This window comes from Paenibacillus sp. UNC499MF, assembly GCF_900107975.1.
GTDB lineage: Bacteria > Bacillota > Bacilli > Paenibacillales > NBRC-103111 > Paenibacillus_F.
The window spans coordinates 49,168-69,961 of record NZ_FNVF01000015.1 but is presented as its reverse complement, the minus strand read 5'-3'; the positions used below and the strand labels follow the sequence as shown (position 1 = coordinate 69,961).

17 protein-coding genes are annotated in these 20,794 nt (G+C 48.0%); 14 read left to right on the top strand and 3 right to left on the bottom strand.

Translation table 11 applies throughout. From position 1 onward, the window contains the following. Positions 1-14 precede the first annotated feature (14 nt). The 3 genes from C4S74_RS22330 to C4S74_RS22320 are packed head-to-tail and all read left to right on the top strand — an operon-like array spanning position 15 to position 3,120. The gene (locus tag C4S74_RS22330; protein WP_103997550.1) at positions 15-839 is read left to right on the top strand and encodes a carbohydrate ABC transporter permease; all 825 of its coding nucleotides are present in this window, start codon (positions 15-17) and stop codon (positions 837-839) included. Between the two features lie 23 nt (positions 840-862). Further along, positions 863-2,164, top strand: a complete 1,302-nt coding sequence (melA, locus tag C4S74_RS22325; protein ID WP_103997549.1) for an alpha-galactosidase — start codon at positions 863-865, stop codon at positions 2,162-2,164. Further along, complete coding sequence (locus C4S74_RS22320) at positions 2,164-3,120, top strand: carbohydrate kinase family protein (protein ID WP_258042571.1); 957 nt, start codon at positions 2,164-2,166, stop codon at positions 3,118-3,120. Before melA ends, C4S74_RS22320 begins: the two co-directional genes overlap by 1 nt. A gap of 254 nt (positions 3,121-3,374) precedes the next feature. Here the strand turns inward: C4S74_RS22320 and C4S74_RS22315 are convergent, their stop codons facing one another. Beyond that, complete coding sequence (locus C4S74_RS22315) at positions 3,375-4,256, bottom strand: CPBP family intramembrane glutamic endopeptidase (RefSeq protein ID WP_103997547.1); 882 nt, start codon at positions 4,254-4,256, stop codon at positions 3,375-3,377. 348 nt (positions 4,257-4,604) lie between these two features. Here C4S74_RS22315 and C4S74_RS22310 point away from each other — a divergent pair, with 348 nt between their 5' ends. The 10 genes from C4S74_RS22310 (at position 4,605) to C4S74_RS22265 (ending at position 15,868) form a co-directional block, all read left to right on the top strand. Continuing rightward, positions 4,605-5,954: an erythromycin esterase family protein gene (locus C4S74_RS22310; RefSeq protein WP_103997546.1), complete on the top strand. Its 1,350-nt coding sequence runs from the start codon at positions 4,605-4,607 to the stop codon at positions 5,952-5,954. 246 nt (positions 5,955-6,200) lie between these two features. Next, positions 6,201-7,655: an aldehyde dehydrogenase family protein gene (locus tag C4S74_RS22305; protein ID WP_103997545.1), complete on the top strand. Its 1,455-nt coding sequence runs from the start codon at positions 6,201-6,203 to the stop codon at positions 7,653-7,655. A gap of 21 nt (positions 7,656-7,676) precedes the next feature. Further along, the gene (locus tag C4S74_RS27220) at positions 7,677-8,555 is read left to right on the top strand and encodes a methyl-accepting chemotaxis protein (RefSeq protein WP_103997544.1); all 879 of its coding nucleotides are present in this window, start codon (positions 7,677-7,679) and stop codon (positions 8,553-8,555) included. Between the two features lie 215 nt (positions 8,556-8,770). Then, positions 8,771-9,166, top strand: coding sequence for a VOC family protein (locus C4S74_RS22295; protein WP_103997543.1), 396 nt, complete (start codon positions 8,771-8,773; stop codon positions 9,164-9,166). A 262-nt stretch (positions 9,167-9,428) separates the two neighbouring features. Next, positions 9,429-10,103, top strand: a complete 675-nt coding sequence (locus C4S74_RS22290) for a response regulator transcription factor (protein WP_103997542.1) — start codon at positions 9,429-9,431, stop codon at positions 10,101-10,103. Further along, a complete protein-coding gene (locus C4S74_RS22285) occupies positions 10,100-11,467 on the top strand; it encodes a cell wall metabolism sensor histidine kinase WalK (RefSeq protein WP_103997541.1) in 1,368 nt (455 codons plus the stop codon). Before C4S74_RS22290 ends, C4S74_RS22285 begins: the two co-directional genes overlap by 4 nt. 213 nt (positions 11,468-11,680) lie before the next feature. Continuing rightward, positions 11,681-12,694 (top strand): alpha/beta fold hydrolase, encoded by a 1,014-nt coding sequence (locus tag C4S74_RS22280; protein ID WP_103997540.1) that lies wholly within the window; start codon positions 11,681-11,683, stop codon positions 12,692-12,694. Positions 12,695-12,755: 61 nt separating this feature from the next. Then, positions 12,756-13,760 carry an alpha/beta fold hydrolase gene (locus C4S74_RS22275; RefSeq protein ID WP_103997539.1) on the top strand — a complete coding sequence of 335 codons (1,005 nt, stop codon included), beginning with the start codon at positions 12,756-12,758 and terminating at the stop codon, positions 13,758-13,760. Between the two features lie 118 nt (positions 13,761-13,878). After that, positions 13,879-14,850 carry an alpha/beta fold hydrolase gene (locus tag C4S74_RS22270; protein ID WP_103997538.1) on the top strand — a complete coding sequence of 324 codons (972 nt, stop codon included), beginning with the start codon at positions 13,879-13,881 and terminating at the stop codon, positions 14,848-14,850. A 205-nt stretch (positions 14,851-15,055) separates the two neighbouring features. Further along, positions 15,056-15,868 carry a (2Fe-2S)-binding protein gene (locus C4S74_RS22265; RefSeq protein ID WP_103997537.1) on the top strand — a complete coding sequence of 271 codons (813 nt, stop codon included), beginning with the start codon at positions 15,056-15,058 and terminating at the stop codon, positions 15,866-15,868. A gap of 163 nt (positions 15,869-16,031) precedes the next feature. Here C4S74_RS22265 and C4S74_RS22260 read toward each other — a convergent pair whose 3' ends face one another. Both C4S74_RS22260 and C4S74_RS22255 read right to left on the bottom strand, forming a co-directional pair. Next, on the bottom strand, positions 16,032-18,077 hold the full coding sequence (locus C4S74_RS22260; RefSeq protein ID WP_103997536.1) for a serine hydrolase: 2,046 nt from the start codon (positions 18,075-18,077) through the stop codon (positions 16,032-16,034). 246 nt (positions 18,078-18,323) lie between these two features. Further along, a complete protein-coding gene (locus C4S74_RS22255; RefSeq protein ID WP_103997535.1) occupies positions 18,324-19,700 on the bottom strand; it encodes an MFS transporter in 1,377 nt (458 codons plus the stop codon). A 111-nt stretch (positions 19,701-19,811) separates the two neighbouring features. On the opposite strand from C4S74_RS22255, the gene C4S74_RS22250 reads away from it, so the two are divergent. Further along, positions 19,812-20,708: a LysR family transcriptional regulator gene (locus tag C4S74_RS22250; RefSeq protein ID WP_103997534.1), complete on the top strand. Its 897-nt coding sequence runs from the start codon at positions 19,812-19,814 to the stop codon at positions 20,706-20,708. Positions 20,709-20,794 lie beyond the last annotated feature (86 nt).

Sequence of the window (20,794 nt, the reverse complement as noted above, 5' to 3'; positions counted from 1 at the left end):
GAGGCTCCAATAAGATGCAACGTAGAAACAGATGGCTGGACGGAGCGATTCTGATCGTACTGGCGGCTGCCGGTTGTTTAATGCTGCTGCCGTATCTCTGGATGGTTCTGTCTTCGCTGAAAAGCAATATGGAAATTGTCTCCGGATCGAGCACCTTGTTCCCGCAAGAGGCAAGTCTGGAGGGCTATCGCACAGTGCTTGTGGACGCGCCTTTTGTAAGATGGCTGCTAAACAGTGCGGTGACATCTGTCGTCATTACGGCAGCGACTCTTTTTACGAGCGCGCTGGCCGGTTATATTTTCGCCAAACACGAGTTCAGAGGAAAAAAGATCTTGTTCCTGCTCATTCTGGCCACGATGATGATCCCTTTTCAGGTCGTCATGATCCCGACTTATTTGATCACGGCTAAACTCGGTCTCGTCAACCAACTGCTGGCGATTATTTTACCGAGTCTAGTCAGCTCGTACGGCGTTTTTCTCGCCAAGCAATTTATCGAGGACATCCCGCAGGATCTGCTCGATGCCGCCCGAATAGACGGTGCGGGGGAGCTGCGGTTGATGGTCCGGATTATTACGCCGCTTATTTTTCCCATGTTGTCGGCGCTCGGCATCTTTACTTTCATGAATTCATGGAACAACTATTTGTGGCCGCTTATCGTATTGGACGACTCCCGGAAAATGACGGTGCCGCTGGCTCTCGTTTATTTTAACGGAACGCATACCGTCAATTATAACGTCGTCATGTCGGCGGCCGTTCTAATAACGATTCCGGTGATTATCGTATTTCTCATTTTCCAGAAGCAATTTATTAAAGGCTTGACGATGACCGGCATGAAATAGACCTTGATAAGGAGAGAACAACCATGACTAAAATTTCAATTATCGGCGCGGGAAGCGCATTTACGCAGGAAATAACGACGGATATTTTACTGATCGAAGGAATAGAAGGGGGAACCCTCGCACTCGTGGATATCGACGGGGAACGGCTGGAGATTGCCCGCAAGCTGGTGGCCCGGATTATCGAGAATACGGGGAAGAAATGGAACGTAATCGCTTCTACCGACCGCAGGGAAGTAATCGGCGGCTCCCAGTTCGTCATTAATCAGATTGAAGTGGGCGGGCTGCAGACCGTCCGTTACGAATATGAAATTCCGTTGAAATACGGCGTAAATCAGTGTATCGGCGATACACTCGGGCCCGGGGGGCTGTTTAAAACGCTGCGGACGCTTCCTGCCTGGATGGACATCGTACGGGATATCGAGGATTTGTGCCCGGATGCGACGATTCTCAATTATACGAACCCGATGTCGGCCGTCACGCTGCTCACATCCCGCATCACGACGCTTCCCGTTGTGGGCCTGTGCCACTCGATTCAAAACACGTCCAGTCAGTTGGCCAAATATGCCGGCGTGCCATACGAGCGGATGCAGTGGAAAGCGGGAGGCATCAACCATATGTCCTGGTTTGTCGAACTGACCCATGAAGGGCAAGATTTGTACCCGCTGCTTCTGGAGAAAATTCAAGACCCCGAGCTGCTGAAAAAAGACCCGGTACGCTTCGACGCGATGAAATATCTGGGGGCATTCGTATCGGAATCGAGCGGGCATTTCTCCGAATACATTCCTTATTACCGCAAACGCCAATCGTTAATCGACCGGCACTGCAATTCGGGATACAACGGGGCGACCGGTTATTACGCGGATAATTGGCCGATATGGCGTAAGGAAAACGATGAGAAAATCATCGAGCAGCTCGAAGGAAAACGGCCGCTTGAGCTCCAGCCGAGTAACGAATATGCGGCTATCATTATCGAAGGAATGCTCAAAAACGAGCCGAAAGTCATCTACGGCAACGTGCCGAATACCGGCCTGATCACAAATCTGCCGGGCGACGGTATCGTGGAAGTAGCCTGCATGATCGACCGCAACGGCATTCATCCTTGTCATTTCGGCAGCTTGCCGGAGCATCTCGCCGCTTTGTGCCGCTCCAATATGGCCTTTTTCGAACTGGCTGCAGGTGCTGTGCTCCACAAGGATAAAGAAATGGCCCGCCATGCCCTGATGGTGGACCCTTTATCCGCAGCCGTATGCTCGCTCGAAGAAATCGGCGAGATGTTCGAGGAGCTATATGAAGCGGAGCGGGACTTCGTCCCGGTGCTGAAATGATGCATACCGACAGCAAGAATAAACCGGTCGTTGTCGTCGCCGGCGAGCTGAATGCGGATTTGATCGTATCAGGCAAAGATGTAATACCGGAGTGGAACCGGGAGAAAATCATAGACGGATTCCAAACCGTGCTCGGTTCCTCTTCCGCGATTACCGCATGTGCGCTGGCCAGTCTGGAAGTGGATGTAAGGTTCGTGGGAGTTGCGGGCCAGGATGACCTTGGCGCCTTCTGCATCGGTGAGCTGGAGCGGATGGGGGTGAACACCGACGGAGTGACCGTACTGCCGGATGTGAAGACCGGTGTCACCTTGTCGTTCACGACTCCTTCCGACCGGGGTCTCTTGACTTATCCGGGCAGTATTCCGATGTTAGTACCCGAATATATTCCGGAAAGTATTCTGCGCGAAGCGGACCATCTGCATTTCGGTTCCTACTTTTTGCAGGACGGCATGAGACCCCATTGGAAAAACCTTTTCAGAGAAGCCCGGTCCAGGGGGACGCGTACTTCATTCGATGCGGGATGGGACGTGCGCAACGAGTGGGATTCGAAGGGCATCCGTTCCCTGCTGGAGGAAACGGACTTGTTTATGCCGAGCGAGGAAGAGGCGCTGCATATTTTCGCAGCGGACCGGATCGCGGATATCCGTGAGAAGCTCGGAAGCGCAGCGGGGCGGGTGGCCGTCAAGCAAGGGTCCAAGGGCGCGAGCCTTCTTGCTCCGGACGGGAGCGTCGTAACAGCCGCACCGTTCCGGGTATCTCCCCGGGATACGACAGGAGCGGGGGATTGTTTCAACGCCGGCATCATTTACGGTTCCCTCCACGGCCTAAAAGGGGAGGAGCTGCTGCAATACGGCAACGCGTGCGGAGCACTGTCCACGTTTGGCCTCGGGGGAACGGGCAGCCTGCCGACAACTGCGGCTGTCGGCAGGCTGCTACAAGAGCAGTCAACCACCTAAAGGCCTTCACTTATCAAGTAGGAAAAGAAACGTTCCGGTTGCAAAAAATTATTCGCGGAATCGTTCTGTTTTGTATGTAGAAGATGAAGAATTGCGTAGTCATGTAATATAAAGAAGGAGAACTTTAATTTCAACTGGAAGATATATACATCTCAAGAAAGCACAGAAACATCAACCAGCCCTCGTCCGGCAGATGGCCGAACGAAGGCTGTTTTTTGCTGCGCAAGGATGATTCGCAAGCTTTCCGCTTGAAGTCAGCGCGCCTGTTGCTTTGTTGCCCGGTAGACAACAAGGGCTGTAAGAATAATGACGAGACCGGTAAGCAGACCGGATTCTCCGATCCAAATCTCCGTACCAGTTCCGGCAGTCGCATGCGTGAACGGTCCTTGAATGACGGCATTCCACGCGGAATGAAGAATAACCGCCGGCCAGACACTGCCTGTAATGAGCCGCAGACGGGCGATAATAAAACCGAACGGAACGATACACAAGTAAAGGCCGATTACAGAAAGAATAAGGGACGTTCCCGCCACATATAAACCGGCAATGACGATCGGAACGTGCCAGGTTGCCCAGATCAATCCGCTAAGGAGGATAGGACGGGATACTTTGGCATCGATTAACCTAGTCAGCATGTAACCTCTCCAGCCGAGTTCTTCACCCATAACCGGGATGAAGTTGATCAGGCTCCCCAGAATTCCGGTCAGCACGACTATGAGAGCGAAATGCAGCGGGGCCGGTAAATGCTGCAGTCCAAGCAGTTGAAAGATCGGTTCTAGCGTACCGCCCACAGGAAGCTGAAATGCGGCAAGTCCGCTTAACCAGGCGATGGAGTAAGTAATCGAGCAGATAATGATGGGAATCAGCACGGCCAATCCGATGCCTCTCCATATTTTTGCGCTTCCGAGACTGAACGATACGTCTTTGAATCCTTCTTTGAGAATGAGACGGGCAAGTATAGAAGAAATCGAGGGTATAAACATATACACGATGATGAGCGGAACGCTTTTAGTCAAAATTACGACGGCATTCATAATAATCGATAAAACGAGCAAGATGCCCAGAAAGAGCCGAAGTCCTTTTTTTGCCTGTCGCACATGCTCCCCGGTCGAGAGTGTTTCTGAATAAGTTACCATTATGAACCTTCTTTCCTGATTAATTAGTATGTGTATCGAAACAAATTTTTGCCGTACATGCGTCTGAAGCCAGCGTCGGTCCTTAAGGCTGCCGCTTGATTTTTTTGTGCGCTCACATCCTTTTTTGTCATTTGGTTAGGTCCGGTGAGCTCATTATCGTCGTCGTCTTGTCATTATGGACAGTGAGAAAACGTAATTTCATCCCACATGATGTTTTGTCAAATCCGGTTTATGACAGTTCATCACTAGGAAAAATGACAGGCAATGAGTGACAATCGGTTCAAAGCGATTGACGCATTGTAACAGCTGCGGATCATCTTGCTTAATGATATGAATGAGGTGGAGACGATGAAAAAGAAAATGATGTACGGCGGAATCGTAGCGGTGGTTAGTGCCGCTATGCTGGTTGGAGGATGCGCAAAGGAAGGGGAGACTAAAACGGTAGTGGTTACACAGTCACCTGAGCCGGCCCGGAACGATGTTATCTCATCCATTAAATCGCAGGCAAAGCCTTTGAAGACGATTGACCCTGCACAACCATTCGATGATTTGCAGCCGCTGAAAAGCATGATCGGAGAGGCCCGTTATGTGGGATTGGGAGAGAGTACTCACGGAAGCTCCGAAATATTTACGATGAAGTTTCGGCTCGTGAAGTATTTGGTCACCGAGCTTGGTTTTACGAATTTCGGGATGGAGGAAGATTGGGGTAGCGGTTTAAAGCTGAACGAATATATCCAAACGGGAAAAGGTAATCCAAGAGAATTTTTGAATCTGTTGTATCCGACGGATGAAATTGTCGCCATGGTGGAGTGGATGAAAGATTATAATGCCGATCCCGCGAACAAGAAGAAGATTCAATTTATCGGACTTGACTTAAAAACGCTGGATCCGGGTGTCTATCATAAAGTGACGGATTATGTTAAGCGGCATTATCCCGATATGCTGGCAGAAGTGGAGCTTAGCTACAAAGAGCTTGAGACCTCGACCGGAAACTTGGCGGACTACATGAAGCTGTCGCCCGAAGTAAGAGAGCGGTACAAGGTTAACGCCGAGAAAGTCGTCCGGTTGCTCGAAGAGAAGACCAAACAAGCTGACAAAGAGAAAGATGCAGCCGAGCTTACCTGGGTGAAAGGAACAGCGATGGCTATACGGAATTTCACAACCATGCTGATTCCTGATGACTATCCAAGCATGATAAAGCTGCATGAGCAGTATCTGGCCGACCATGCGGTGTGGGCCGAGAAGGAGCTTGACGGAAAAACGATGGTATGGGGCCACAACATCCACGTTGCCAAAGGAATTATCGACAAGCAGTTATATCCGGATGGTTCCGGTAATTTCCTGAAGAATCGTCTCGGCGACCAGTATATCGTAATGGGAAGCACCACCTCAGAGGGAGATTTCACCTTATACAGCGAATACAGACCCGACGGTACCGGTAAGCTTTCCACGGAAAAAATTCCACAGGATGTGAACAGCTCTAACTACACGCTTGGAAAAGTTTCGCCGGAAATGTTCCTGCTGGATGCCCGTCATCTTGAAGGACCGGCCAAGCAATGGGTTGGTGAAAAGCGGCCGCTGCTCAGCTTAGGGGGACAACTCATCCCGAACGCGCCGGTATACTTCGATGCTTCTTTGCAAGAGCAATTCGACATTCTTTTTCACATCCGGAAAACAAGCCCGTCCCACATGAAGTAAAAGCATGCCCCCAGCGGGAACGGCAAGACTGGCGTCGTTGCCGGGCATCTCAAGAAAAATCCTCCTTACCAACAGGGAGGATTTTTTCTTTTTCACAGGTAGAGAGCGGGCCCCGTATTTTTGACATATGTTTTCATTGTGACACTTTCCTGAACATGCGGAATAAGTCTCCCGAGTACTTAACAAATTTGGGAAGTTTGTCGATATATAGGATGCTGCAAATTAACAGACAAAAGAGGAGATCATATGGACTACCAACTGTTAGGAAAACAATTTATAGGCGGCGAATGGAGAGACGGCCGGAGTGGCAAAACGCTGCCAGACATCAATCCGTACAATGATGCCGTTATTACCACTTTTCAAATAGCCAATGTTGCCGATATAGACCATGCGTACCAAGCCGCCTATCAGGCAAAGCTGGAATGGGATAAGGTAAACCCCTACAAGAAGCGCGACATCCTAGAGAATGCGGTTAAATACATAGAAGCACATGAAGAAGAAATTACGTCCCTGATCGTGCAGGAGCCGGGCGGAACGCGTCTGAAGGCGGCTTTCGAGATCGGTCTTGTGAAAAATATGATCAAGGAAGCGGCTACGTTCCCCTTGAGAATGGAGGGCAAGATTCTGCCTTCTACCGAGGACGGCAAGGAGAACCGGCTGTACCGGATCCCCGTCGGCGTGGTGGGCGTTATCAGCCCGTTTAATTTCCCGTTCTTTTTGTCGATGAAGTCGGTCGCTCCGGCTCTGGGTGCCGGCAACGGGGTCGTGCTTAAGCCGCACGAGGATTCTCCGATTACGGGCGGCACGCTGATCGGCAAGATTTTTGAAGAAGCGGGCGTACCGAAGGGCTTGTTGAATGTAGTGGTTACGGATATTAAGGAGATTGGCGACGCATTCGTCGAGCATCCGATTCCGAGAGTCATTTCTTTCACGGGCTCGACTAAGGTCGGAAGTTATATCGGCCAAGTGGCGATCAAAAATTTCAAAAAACCGCTGCTTGAGCTGGGCGGGAACAGCGCGTTCATTGTGCTCGGGGATGCGGATATTGACTACGCGGTACAAGCGGCTACGTTCAGCAGATTCACGCATCAAGGCCAGATTTGTATGTCGGCTAACCGGATACTTGTACAGAAGTCGATCTATCAGGAATTTGTGGATAAATTCAGAGAGAAGGTCTCAACGCTTACAACTGGTGATCCTAGTGATCCGCAAACCGTTATCGGTCCCGTCATCAACAACCGTCAGGCGGAGACGCTGGACAAGCTGATTGCAAGAGGCATTGAGCAGGGTGCCGTACCGCTGGTACAGGGCAAGATTACCGGCAGAATGGTTGAGCCTACCGCCCTCGCCAATGTCAAACCGGATATGGAAGTAGCCCAAGAAGAGCTGTTCGGCCCGGTTATTTGCATCCTTCCGTTCGAAACCGAAGAGGAAGCCGTTGAAATTGCCAACGATACACGTTTCGGGCTCAGCGGGGCCATTCACACCTCTAATCTTGAACGCGGCGTAGAAATGGCGAAGAAGATCCACACCGGTATGATCCATGTCAACGATGTCACCATCAACGACGAGCCGATTGTAGCTTTTGGCGGTGAAAAGCAGTCCGGTTTGGGCCGTCTCAACGGCGAATGGAGCCTGGACGAGTTCACGACACTGAAATGGATTTCGGTGAATTACGGGCAAAGGAGATTCCCATATTAAGAGCCGGGGAGAGTATAGAGCATGAATAACGTAACAGACGTACAAACGCAGCATGAGCTGATTCAAGCCTTTGTAAAGGTAGCCCCGCTGCTGGGCAGTCTTACGCATGATGACATCACGATCGGCATTTACGACACGGAGAAGCTGATCATCAACATTCCGGGTAAAACCTTCTCGCTTAACGTCAGTCCGGGTGACCCTTTAATGGAGGGGGACATTGTAACCAACGCGATCCGCAGCAATACCGCTTTAACGGCTGTCGTCCCGAAAGAGCTGTTTGGTTTTCCGCTTGCGGCACGTGCCATCCCGCTTCACGACGGGCAGGGCAGAGTGATCGGCGGAGTAGGCATGGGCACAAGTCTTGAGAAAGCGAATAAACTTTTCGAGATGGCCGAAAGTTTTTCCGCTATTGTGGAACAAACAACCGCCTCTATCGGAGATATCAGCCAATCCGTTTCTCACCTTACCGGGCGTGTTACCGACGTAACCAGCCAAATGAAGGATGTCAGCTCCAGTGCGCAGCAGATCGGCAAAATTTCCGCCGCAGTGAAGGAAATTTCGGACCAGAGCAACATGCTCGGCCTTAATGCCGCCATTGAAGCGGCAAGAGCGGGGGAAGTGGGCAGAGGCTTCTCCGTCGTGGCCGACGAGATCCGGAAGCTGGCGACAAGCTCCAAAGAAAATGTGGAGCAGATTAACGGCATCACGAAAAATATTCAAGAGCTTTTACAGCGGTTGAACCATGCGTTTTCCGATATCCACACATTAACCGATACCCAGTCAAGGGCAATTCAGGAATTCTCCTCTACAATCCAGGAGATCAGCGCGAAAGCGGAGGATTTAGCGCAGGTTGCCGAAGCGACTCTTTATTCCACAGAAAATAAAACGGCAGAAAATTAAAATTGTAGCTACACGGACCGGCAAGGAAGAAGTGCGATGTATGTTCTTCTTTGCTCGGTCTGTTTTGTTTTGTGTTTTAACCGTTCCCAAACCTTGTATCAAATGAGAAGGATAAAAATATTTTAAAAAGTTAGATGACCTTTGTCGATTTCACCCTTGTTCATCCGTCGTAAGGATAGAAAGTCAAATTCAAACGGAAAGGTTGTCGAACTTTTATGAGCGCACAAATTCATTCTTATCTGATGTCGGAGGATGCAAGAGGTCAAGCTAATTTTTATGTCGAGTCGCTTGGAGGCGAAATTCTTTTTCTTAACACATTTGCCGAGATGCCGGGAACACCCGAGGCCATGAAAGACAAAGTCATGCATTTGACTTTGAAAGTGGCAGGCACGAATACGTTAATGATGTCCGACTCATTCGAGCCGGTTTCGTATAACCGCAGCATCTGTCTTGCCTTGAACTATGACGATGTATCGGAAGCCGGTAACGCATATGCCAAGCTGAGCGAGGGTGGCGAAAGCAAATATCCTCTCGCTCTGCAGCCTTGGGGTGCTTATTATGGGGAAGTCATAGATAAATTCGGTGTCACGTGGATGATTACCACACAATAGGCTTTCGTAAAGCGTTTTAACGCAGCATCCAAATTTCACCGCAGGCGGTACGAGTTTTGTCCATGGGCAACAACTCGCGCTGGCGAAAAGCCGCGAATTTTGCGGCTTTTTTATGTAATACGAGGCATAAAGGTGAAGCGAACAATGGCTGTTTATAGGCGGTTTCCATGTTCGCAGGCAGCAGGGAGGGGGGTACTTCAAAGCTATTTATTGTATACTAGTTGCTATTAGATAAGCTGGATAACCGAAAAGAGGGAAACGAATGCCTACGATACTGGTTGCCGATGACGATGCGAACATTCGCGAACTCGTCTCTTTATTTCTGCGTAACGACGGTTTCGCAACAGCGGAAGCCGCAGACGGCAAGGAGGCGCTGGCGGTCTATGCCTCGACGCATATTGATCTTGTCGTGCTCGATATTATGATGCCGGTTATGGATGGCTGGGCGTTATGCAAGGAACTCCGAAAAGCCAATCCTGATCTTCCCTTGCTTATGCTGACTGCGAGAGGCGAAACATGGGAGAAAGTGAAAGGGTTCGAACTCGGGACGGACGACTATTTGACGAAACCGTTCGATCCGCTGGAATTGACGGTTCGTGTTAAGGCATTATTGAAACGATACCGGATTGGATCTACGCAGACAATTCAGTTAGGCAGTGTGATCCTTGATCGCCAGACCTATAAGGTAATGAGAGGGACGGAGTCGCTCACGCTACCGCTCAAGGAGTTTGAACTCTTGTATAAGCTCGCCGGCACACCCGGACAAGTCTATACGCGCGGGCAGTTGATCGATCAGATTTGGGGAATCGATTACGCCGGAGATGACCGGACGGTAGACGTACATGTCAAACGCCTGCGCGAACGGTTCGCCTCGACACCCGACTTTCGGATCGAAACGGTGCGCGGGCTTGGCTACCGGCTTGAGGTTTGTGAATGATCAGATCCTTATATATACGGGTTGTCCTGACATTTCTAGTCAGCGTTATCGCAGGCACGGTCATTGCTTTTTTTGTGTCAACTTGGATATTCGAAGAAAAATTTAGCGAAAACGCGAAAATCAACTTACGTAACTTCGGCCAGGACATCGCCCGGATTTACAAAACCCTTCCGCCGCATGAAGCGGATTCGTTCGTAAGCGAAATGAAGCAGCTCGATTCCTATTACATCCGAATCTACGAAGCAACGGGTAAGTTCCAATCTTACGGTAAACTTAACGGACACAAACCTGCTATGGTGACGATGGAGCAGATACAGAAAGTTATCGATGGAGGCGTTGTTCAAGACACCCCGAACGGTATCGCTATAGTCCTCTTAGGGCTGCCGTTGAAAACGGAAACGGGAACGAAAGCGATGTTTCTGGAAACGATCGCCCCCCCTTCCGCCTCTTTTGTCGCCAAGTGGGGACTGATCTTTGCAATCTGTTCGTTGATTGCAGGAAGCTTATTGATTCTCGTTGCTTCTGTATTCCTGGTCAGACCGATCAAAAAGCTGACAAAAGCGACCAGACGTATTGCAGCCGGAGATTTCAACGTCAAACTGAATATTAAGCAAGCGAGTGAGCTGGGTACGCTGGCTCGCAGCTTCGAGGACATGATGCACGATCTGCAGCAGCTTGAGCAGATGCGCAGGGAATTCGTATCGAATGTGTCGCACGAAGTACAATCACCGCTTACCTCGATATCCGGTTATGCTCAAGCGCTTAAACAAGTAAACCTCGCAGATTCTGAACGAAGCCGTTATCTGGACATTATTATCGCTGAAGCGAAGCGGATGTCCAAAATGAGCGATAGCCTGCTCAAACTGAGTTTGCTTGAATCCCAGTCACAGCAGCTTCGTTTAACCACACTAAGCCTCGATGAACAGATCAGACGAGTCATCGTGGCGCTCCAGCCGCAATGGACTGCTCGCGGGCTGCAGTTTGTGCTTGATTTAGAGACGCTTCCAGTAACGGCGGATCATGAGCTGTTAAACCAGGTATGGACGAATATTATCGGGAATAGTATCAAATTTTCCGAGGATGGCGGCATGATTAGCGTGAGCATTCAACACGATATCAACACCGTGACCGTCCGAATATCCGACACCGGTATCGGCATACCCCTTGAGGATCAGAAGCGTATATTCGAGCGATTTTTCAAGGCTGATCGTTCCCACAGTCGCAAGGTTGACGGGAGTGGGATGGGACTTGCCATCGTTAAACAGATTGTATCGCTGCATCAAGGCGACATTCGAGTGGAAAGTGAGCTTGGTCAAGGAACGACCTTTATTGTCGCCTTGCCAATCACTTCGTCAACAGAATAGTCAGACTCATCGGTATCTATTCGGATTGACTAGACCGAGTTCTCCTTGCTGAGGCCCACATGCAAGCTTCCTTGTATGTGGGCCTCAGCATTTTTTACATGTTCATATTCAGTTCATCTTGTCGTCATGGGGAGTACATCTTTGTCGGATATGATTTGCCTAACGGTCCGTTAAGGCTGCCCAAAATAGAGATAACGACGGGAGAAGATACGAGTGAAAATAAACGAGGTAAAGAAAAAAGACTTGGACACACCAACAGGCAAAGAACCGGCTAGTAAGATGAAAAAATTGCTTCTCATTTTACTTAAAGTCTTAGCAGTATTCGTTATAGCCATAGTACTTTTTCTAGCCATTGTGTTTACAGTTAATATTATCAGCAGCAAATCGGAGGAAGGAAGAATAAAACCCTATGGTCAGTCTGTAACCGTAGATGGGAAAAATATGAATGTTCTGATTCAAGGACAAGGCAAAGAAACAGTCGTGCTGCTGCCGGGCTTGGGAACAGGAACACCAGCACTTGATTTTAAGCCGCTAGTAGAAGAGCTATCACCCTTTTACAAAGTCGTAGTGGTTGAGCCTTTTGGTTATGGATTAAGTGATGAAACCGAAAAGGAACGAAGCACAGACAATATTGTGAGCGAAATTCATGAAGCGCTGCAGGGTCTTCATATAGATCGTTATATTCTAATGGCCCACTCCATTTCAGGGATTTACGGACTCGATTATGTAAATAAATATGAACACGAAGTGAGTGCATTTGTCGGGATCGATAGCAGTGCTCCAAAGCAATACGGTGATAAAGTTGTGGAATCTCCAATATCAAATTCAACAATTACACTACTCAAAAAATCTGGTTTAGCCAGATTGATAATGAAACTAAGTGCTGATCCATATGCTGCACTACCCGTTGATGAGGAAACGAAAGAACAAATGAGAATTCTTTCTTTCAAAAACTTTAGAAATCCCACCATTGTGAATGAAATAGAAAATAGGGCTCCTAATTTTAAAGCGGCTGAAAATTTAACATTCCCAAAAAACCTTCCTGTTATTTTCTTTTTACAACCGGATAGTGCAGCACTTAAAGGTTGGTCAACTCTACATGAAGAGCAAGTAAAAGATTCTGTGCATGGAAAAGTGATGACATTTGAAGGAACACATTATTTACACCATACCCAATCAAAAGAAATCGCTGAAAACTTCAGGGCATTTATGGAAGGAATTAAATAAGAATATAATTCCGATTGTCTAAACGTTATTTTAGAATTCTTCATGATGAGGACAGGAGAAGATGAAAGTGACACAACAAGAGGATAAGAAAACGAGGAGTGGAACGAGAACAAGTAAAGTGCTAAAAATTTTGCTTAAAATCATAGGAGCAATCCTTGCGGCAATCGTCCTTTTTCTAGCTATTGTTTATTCAACGGATAAAATCAGCAGCCATTCGGAGCAAAAAAGATTAGAGCCCTATGGTCAGACTGTAGCCGTCGACGGCAAAAGTATGAATGTGTTTATTCAAGGAAAAGGTGAAGAAACCGTCGTGCTCCTGCCCGGTTTTGGAACGGCAGCACCGGCTCTTGATTTTAAGCCGCTGATAGAAGAGCTGTCACCCTTTTATAAAGTCGTCGCGGTCGAGCCATTTGGTTACGGTTTAAGTGATGGAACCGGGAAGGAACGAACTACAGAAAATATAGTGAGTGAAATTCATGAAGCGCTTCAGAGTCTTCAGATTGACAAATATATTCTAATGGCCCACTCCATTTCAGGCATTTACGGACTTCATTATGTAAACAAGTACCCAAACGAGGTGAGTGCATTTGTCGGGCTCGACAGTAGTGTTCCAGCGCTAAGCGAGAAGAGGTTTTCATCTTCGGAAATAGAAACGGTTAAACTACTTAAAAAATCAGGCTTCACCAGATTGCTAACCAAACCTGATATGGGCGTATATGTTGATCTGCCCTATGATAATCAAACCATAGAACAAATCAAAATTCTTATGTACAAAAACATGTATAACCCCAATCAATTGAACGAAATTGAAAATATGCATGCTAATTTTACGAGGGCTGAGAATTCAACGTTTCCCACAAACCTTCCGGTTATTTTCTTTATCCAAGCGAATCATCCGGCAGCGGACCGATGGATACCGGAGCATGAAAAGCAAATAAAAGATTCTGTACATGGGAAAGTGGTACTGCTGGAAGCAGAACATTATTTATATCGTTCCCATTCCAAAGAAATTACGGAGAACTTTAGAAAATTTATGAAAGAAATAAAAGAAGTCAAATTACCATAAGCTTGTTCATACTCCGTTCATATTGTCGTCATAGGGAGTACATCTTTGTCGTGTAAGCTATCCATAGCGGCCCGTTTAAGACAGCCCCACAAACAGAGGCGGACAGGAGAAGATGAGTATGGAACTACAAGAAGAGGCAACAAAAAAGAGAATGAGTAAGCCGCTTCGAATTATACTTCAATCATTAGGAGCTATCGCGATATTAATCGTCCTTTTTCTAGCCATAGTTTTTATCATTAATCTGGTTAGCAATAAATCGGAGCAAGGAAAAATCGAACACTATGGTCAGAGTGTAGCCGTCGACGGCAAAAATATGAATGTGTTTATTCAAGGAAAAGGCAAGGACACCGTCGTACTCTTACCCGGTTATGGCACGGCGGCGCCAGCACTTGATTTTAAGCCGCTCATAGACGAGCTGTCCCCTTATTATAAAGTCGTTGCGGTCGAGCCTTTCGGCTATGGATTAAGCGATGAAACCGAAAAAGAGCGAAGCACGGACAATATTGTCAGTGAAATTCATGAAGCCTTGCAGGGTCTGAATATTGACCGGTACGTTCTAATGGGCCATTCCATCGCAGGTATTTACGGACTGGATTATGTGCACAAGTATCCAAACGAAGTGACGGCATTTGTTGGGATCGACAGCAGTGTTCCGACACAGCCTGGTATGGATGTTAATTTTCCATTAAAAACGTTTAAATTTCTCAAACAATCGGGTTTGGCCAGACTGTTCATGAATTTGGGTACGGACCCTTATGCTGCACTGCCGTTCGATGATAAAACAAAAGAACAAATGAGAATGATTACTCTCAAAAACGTGTATAACTCCAGCACTTTGAACGAAATGGAAGCCATATCTCCCAATTTCGCGGCAGCTCAGCAATTAACATTCCCTTCCAATCTCCCTCTACTTTTATTTGTACAAGCGAATAATGCGGAACGGAAAGATTGGGTATCTTTACATGAAGAGCAGGTTAAAGAGTCAGCCAACGGAAAAATGATGACGTTTGAAGGAGGGCATTATTTACATCATACCCGTTCTAAAGAAATCGCTGAAAACTTTAGAGAATTTATGAAAGAAGTAAAATGAGGCCCTCAAAAGAGGCACTTAAACCCTAACAAACCGCCCTAAGGGACGGGAAATTAGGGTTTATTTACTTAGCACAGCAACAGCTTCTCCGTGAGGAAAATAGCTGGTGCGACAAGATTCCTTTATTGATAATCATTATCAATAAAGGTATAATGAATAAAATTCCATGTACGTATAAGGGTAGAATGAGGGGTGAGCAACGACGATGAACGAAGCCATGCTGGAGAAGCTTGAAAGTACGTTTAAATTGACGGCTAATAAACAGGAAAATCCCGTGTATAGCTGCCCGGCTGCCGACTTGACCGACGAGAATAAAATAAAGCGGCTGCTGGATTTTTACACGCCTCTAATAAAAGGACTCGATCCGTCAGTTGGTGAAGTCTATATGGCGGCTTGGTTCCAAGGTCCGCTTCTTGGCCTCCTATATATGTTGTCCGCCTGGAACAAAACGCCTGATCTCACGTTGGATAATCTGACCGTTCAAATGTATACCGCTTTATATAATGGCCGCGAATATTATGCGGTTAACTTTTTGGTGAACAATCTTGAGCTCCATGACGGTCCCGACGAACACAGCAAGCGCGCAAGCTGGTCGGAAGAGAAGCTGAGCCGCTTTCTATCAAAGACCGTGCGGCCGGTTTTGGAGACGATTGCAAAAGCAGGCACCTTAAAGACGGGCATGCTGTGGAGCCAGCTGCCGACGATGCTTGAGTATGGATACGAAAGACTGATGGAATCGGAAGAAAGCGAGACTGTCAAGCACCGGATGATGAGTAACTACGGAATTGTGAAATCATTGGACGGGACAGTTTTTGGAAGAAGCAAAAACCCGCTCCTTGTCAAATTCCATAGGACCGAATCCTTGGCCTCTCCCGATAAGGAAGTGCGGTTGAAAGCGGCTTGCTGCCTGTATTATCTGGTTGATGGCGGATATTATTGTTTTACTTGCCCTCGGCTGAAAGAAGCCGAGCGTGTCAAACGGCGTGAAGAATACAGAGCGGAGCAGAAAGCTAAATAAGCAGCTAATAAGAACTGTCTTCTTTCGATTTGGCGAGAGACAGCCGGATCATTTAATGATCCGGCTGTTCACCTTGTCTATATACGAATCTCCACACGTTACCGCCGAATGCTGCGGGTATTTCCGCCGCATTCAAATCCATGTGCGTAATGCCGCCGCCGGTCTAGTTTTTCTTCAGATCGATTTTGAATACATCGCCCGCATGACCACCGAAAACAATCAGCCCGCCCTCAGGCAGTACGGCCGAATAACGTTTGCTGATCCTGGAGAAGTTCACAAGCTTTCCTTTCGCGTCATAAACCGCGAATTCTCCGCCTACCGGTGCCTTAACGGTTAATGTCCGTCCCGCTGATTGTTTATCAATCTTGTACCATGCGGCCTGACCATTGTATGGAATGCTGCGAATTTCGGAGTTTCCATGGGAGAAGGGCTGAATATCGTCTCCTTTGATATACGTTTGTCCGGCGATCGTTAAATACTCTTTATGATTCTTGTTATAAAAATTCAAGTCAAAAGAGTCTCGGCCGTTCATGACCGGAATAGCGACTGCGTTGACGGCTTTATTTTTGTTAAAAATTTTAGTGCCGGAGGCGTATCCGTAATCGGAATCAACCGTAATTTCCTTGGTCAAAAGCGCTTGTTTCCCGTACCCGATGGAAGTGATTTTTTCATCCAAAGCGTAATAAAGCTTCCCGTTTCTTTGTTCCCAGACGTTTTTGGTTGCAGGGTCCAGAGGATTGCGGTCCAGCTTTTGATATTCATACGCAACCATAACCGTTTGTCCTAATCCCGGAAAGCTCAGAAGCGCGTTTAATTTCAAATAGGTTTTTCCATTCTTTAGCCGGTCGAAGCTTACGGTAAGGTTTCCCTCTTTATTTTTAAATTTCCCGTTGCCTGTGTAGACGAATTTTTGAGCAGGCGTTCCTAAAGCGGGCATATCAATCTCTCCGTCTTTGATTTCCAGATTGATCATCTTACCCGTAGCACCGTATAATCCCGAATAAGCACGCAGTTCCGAAGGCATATCCGCTTTGACGGCAGGCAATGGCGTTTTTTCAGGCAAAATCTCTTGAATAATGCCTTTCTTCTTCACGTATTCGAGTAGAACATTGGATGCCATGATGCTGTTGTGGAGGGAAGATCCTCCGGACGAAAGCACAGCTATGGAGATATCATGCTCCGGCAGGGCCGTCAAAGTGGCGTGATACATTTGTGTGTCCCCGCCCTTGGATACCGCGGTGATTCCGTATTCATCGAACGGGGTTAACTTGACGGCATCCCAGCCAAGTCCGTAATTAATAATGTTGGTCTCTTCCGGTACCCACAATCCTTTGCGGTACTCATGACTTTGCATAGCTGTGGTGGACTTCACGGATAAAATATCCGTCCGGTTGCCGATTAGAACATCGCCGAATTTGCTTAATTCTTCAGCCGTGGAGTATACGCCTCCGGTCCCGATGAGATTGACATTTTCAACCGGCAAAACCTGATCGCTCCCGGGAGCATACGTTTTTGCAAGCCTGTTTCTGTCAAACGTATCGAGCGGTGTTTTGGTAGAGCTTAAATCGAGTGGTTTGCTAAAATGAGTCTGAAGGAACTCGCTGTAGCTTAAGCCGCTTATGCGTTCAACCAGGATTTCAAGCAGTTGAAAACCATCGTTGCAGTAGACCGAAAATTCACCCGGATTTGCCTTTAAATGTTCGGATCGCAGTTTGGTCAATAGTTCATCATGAGTCTTCGTGTCATTGTCATCGAACAAAAATCCGTTTTCATAATGACTGCCGTAAAGTCCCGAAGAATGATTCATCAGCATGCGCGGTGTAATCTTTTTGTATCGTTCATCGGCCATTTTAAAGTCCTTCAAATACGTGGTCAGCGGTTTATCGAGTTCAATTTGCTTGCTATCCGCGAGCTTCATCGCTGCGGCCGTTGCGTACACTTTGCTTACAGAGCCTATTCCGAACATCGTGTCTTTCGTTACCGGAGTGCCGGCAGCTTTGTCTTTCAAACCTGCGCCGCCGGATAAAACAACGGATCCGTGATCCCTGATCGCATACTGGATCCCGCTTGCCCCATAGTCGGACACGATCTTCGAGGCCAGCACCTTCGCCTTCTCATTAACGGGATCATCCATCGATTGAGCCAAAGCGGGGGTGAGCGGTACGGCTAAAAACACGGCAGTCATGAGTACGGAAACTATCTTTTTCATGAATCATTCCTCCTCGTATTATGGATTCTGCTTACTGAACTAATCATATATGGAAAAACCAACCTGTCTAAAAAATGACCCTGAAACGAAAAAAACAATCCCCAAACAACATGCCGGGCTTTATCCGGAGTCTACTTGCGGATGATAGGGATGATAAGGATCGTAAGGAGCAAGAAAGAAAAGCCCGGTCATTTGACCGGGCCTTCCGATTGTTCCGCCAGACAACGGCTATGCGTGCAATTACTTCTACAATTGCGCCGAATCCACGCGCCGCCAGCTCATGAATACCAAAGATAATGCAATGACGGTGAGGATAATTCCAAGCAAGCGAAAGCCCCCGAAGCTGAACTCGCCTCCCATTACGATACCTATTAGCAAGGAAGAGAGAATCGTTCCCAAGTATCTGGATGTGTTAAACAATCCGGATGCTACGCCGATTATTTCCTTTGGTGAACTTTTGAACAAGGCCGTCTGCATACCGACACTGTTCAATCCGTTGCTAATCCCGAATGCCGCTAACGCCAGACACACGCCGATAACGGGAGACGCCCGACTTAAGGTCACGAGCCACACCGATCCGAATGTCATCAGGAGTGCGGATACGATCAAGGCCGGTCTTGGTCCCGATTTATCGATCCACCGTCCTGCCAGCGGGGAAGCGGCCAGTGAGCATAAGCCTAAGCTGAGCATGAGGATTCCCGTATGAAACTCGCTGATACCCCGAACCAGCTGCAAGTAAGACGGAAGCCCGAAGAAGAGCGAGTAAAAAAGTACGTTGACAAGCATGAATTGGACATTGACCCAAGTCATCTCACGATGGCTGGCGAATGTGCGCAAAGGAATGAAGGGTGACGCCGTTTTTAATTCATGCCGTACGAATACCCCGAGCGCAGCGAGCCCTGCCAGGCCGAGAAGAACATGCCGATACGAGATATGCCCGGTAGATTTTGCAGAGAGCACTCCGACGAGCAGAGCAACCAGACCCGCTGTGAAGAGCAGGATTCCTGGCGCATCGATCAAATGGAACCATTGACGAAAAGATACGCCCCGTGCAGCGGATGCTGGCGATTCATCCCGGGGGATAGTTTTCCAAGACAATAGAAAGCTCGCAGCCGCAAACGGGATATTCACGATAAAGATAGCACGCCAATCCCACCAATGAATCAGGACTCCGCCGATAAAGGGGCCGATTGCCGCCGCTCCTGACAGGAAAATGGACAAAACAGAAAGCGCAGTCGCCTGTTTCTCGGTAATATGAACTCGCACTAGGGCCATTCCAACCGCAACCATCATGCTAGTTCCGATGGATTGGACAATGCGGAACACGATAAGCCACCCGAAGCCAGGCGACAGCGGAGCCAACAATGACGCGGCAAAGGCTATAACCAGTCCGGCAAGAAATATCTTTCTCCGGCCGAATAAATCGCTGACCTTTCCCATAACAGGCTGAGCGACGGCACTCGCAATGTAGAAAGAAAAAATAATCCAGGAAACACCTGTAAAATCCAGGTGGAACACTTTTTGCAGACTCGGAATAGCCACAGAAACCATGGATGAATTTAACGGGTTGAGCAGAATCCCAAGACCGACTGAAGTCATCAGCCACCAGCTGCGAACGTTCATTTTTCGTTCCTCCCAACGTGTATTGATGACATCGTACAAGAGATTCGTTATTTATTCCAACGCATTTCATGTTATGATTTAATAGATTTGAAGGAATAAAGGGAGGCACGCATGGAACTTCTTCAACTGCAATATTTTCTCACGGTCGCCCGTTTGGAACATATGACCGAAGCCGCCCGGAGTCTGCACGTTACCCAGTCGTCCCTAAGCAAAACGATTCAGCGCTTGGAAGAGGATCTGGGAGTTCCTCTGTTCGACCGGATAGGGAGGAAGCTGAGATTGAATGAATTCGGCAGCAGATTCCTACGCCGTGCGGAGAGGGCTCTATTCGAGCTGGAGCAGGGGAAGCAGGAGCTTGGCGATTTGTCCAGCCCGGAACAGGGCACACTCGAATTGGCGGTGACTACCGCAAGCACCTTACCCCATATTCTTCGGGAGTTCCGCAAAAAGCGGCCCTCTATCCATTTTCATGTACAAATGCTGACTACACGGGAAATGGTTACGCTTCTTCATCGGGGTGAGGTCGATTTCTGCTTGTCATCTCCTCCCATACAAGGGGATGAGATCGAATGTCAGATCGTATTCATCGATCCGATTCTTGTTGCTGTTCCCGAGGGGCACCGGCTGGCGGACCGGAGCAGCGTATCTCTGGCAGAACTAAGGAATGAGTGGTTTGTAGGGGTAAAAAGAGGTTACGGCACTCGCGATCAGGTGGACACGCTGTGCGAAACGGCCGGATTTGCTCCTAAATATGTGTATGAGGGAGATGAGCCCGCAAGGCTGAGCGCTCTGGTGGAAGCGGGAATCGGCATCGCCTTCATACCGGGTACGGCAAGGAATTCACGAGAACATATCCGCTATCTTCATGTAGAGGACCGTGAATTGATTCGGGAAATCGCTCTAATTTGGCACAAAAGCCGGTATATTTCACGGGCTGCTATGGAATTCCGCGAGGTCGTTGCCGAATATTTCAGTGAATTGTCCAAACAGCCCGAACATACTATGTAGCCGGAGAGGTAAGATTGGACAAGGTATCCATCGAAGAGATTAAAGCGGAAACCGACTATAGATATAAAAGAAAAGGGCACTCCTTT

What these genes read in the sequence shown, in the direction of transcription:
- C4S74_RS22265 (WP_103997537.1), top strand. Translation starts at nt 15,056, where the DNA reads ATGAACGAAGCCATGCTGGAGAAGCTTGAAAGTACGTTTAAATTGACG.
- C4S74_RS22290 (WP_103997542.1), top strand. Translation starts at nt 9,429, where the DNA reads ATGCCTACGATACTGGTTGCCGATGACGATGCGAACATTCGCGAACTC.
- C4S74_RS27220 (WP_103997544.1), top strand. Translation starts at nt 7,677, where the DNA reads ATGAATAACGTAACAGACGTACAAACGCAGCATGAGCTGATTCAAGCC.
- C4S74_RS22315 (WP_103997547.1), bottom strand. Translation starts at nt 4,256, where the DNA reads ATGGTAACTTATTCAGAAACACTCTCGACCGGGGAGCATGTGCGACAG.
- C4S74_RS22285 (WP_103997541.1), top strand. Translation starts at nt 10,100, where the DNA reads ATGATCAGATCCTTATATATACGGGTTGTCCTGACATTTCTAGTCAGC.
- C4S74_RS22305 (WP_103997545.1), top strand. Translation starts at nt 6,201, where the DNA reads ATGGACTACCAACTGTTAGGAAAACAATTTATAGGCGGCGAATGGAGA.
- C4S74_RS22330 (WP_103997550.1), top strand. Translation starts at nt 15, where the DNA reads ATGCAACGTAGAAACAGATGGCTGGACGGAGCGATTCTGATCGTACTG.
- C4S74_RS22320 (WP_258042571.1), top strand. Translation starts at nt 2,164, where the DNA reads ATGCATACCGACAGCAAGAATAAACCGGTCGTTGTCGTCGCCGGCGAG.
- C4S74_RS22255 (WP_103997535.1), bottom strand. Translation starts at nt 19,700, where the DNA reads ATGAACGTTCGCAGCTGGTGGCTGATGACTTCAGTCGGTCTTGGGATT.
- C4S74_RS22310 (WP_103997546.1), top strand. Translation starts at nt 4,605, where the DNA reads ATGAAAAAGAAAATGATGTACGGCGGAATCGTAGCGGTGGTTAGTGCC.
- C4S74_RS22250 (WP_103997534.1), top strand. Translation starts at nt 19,812, where the DNA reads ATGGAACTTCTTCAACTGCAATATTTTCTCACGGTCGCCCGTTTGGAA.
- C4S74_RS22295 (WP_103997543.1), top strand. Translation starts at nt 8,771, where the DNA reads ATGAGCGCACAAATTCATTCTTATCTGATGTCGGAGGATGCAAGAGGT.
- C4S74_RS22260 (WP_103997536.1), bottom strand. Translation starts at nt 18,077, where the DNA reads ATGAAAAAGATAGTTTCCGTACTCATGACTGCCGTGTTTTTAGCCGTA.
- melA (WP_103997549.1), top strand. Translation starts at nt 863, where the DNA reads ATGACTAAAATTTCAATTATCGGCGCGGGAAGCGCATTTACGCAGGAA.
- C4S74_RS22270 (WP_103997538.1), top strand. Translation starts at nt 13,879, where the DNA reads ATGGAACTACAAGAAGAGGCAACAAAAAAGAGAATGAGTAAGCCGCTT.
- C4S74_RS22275 (WP_103997539.1), top strand. Translation starts at nt 12,756, where the DNA reads ATGAAAGTGACACAACAAGAGGATAAGAAAACGAGGAGTGGAACGAGA.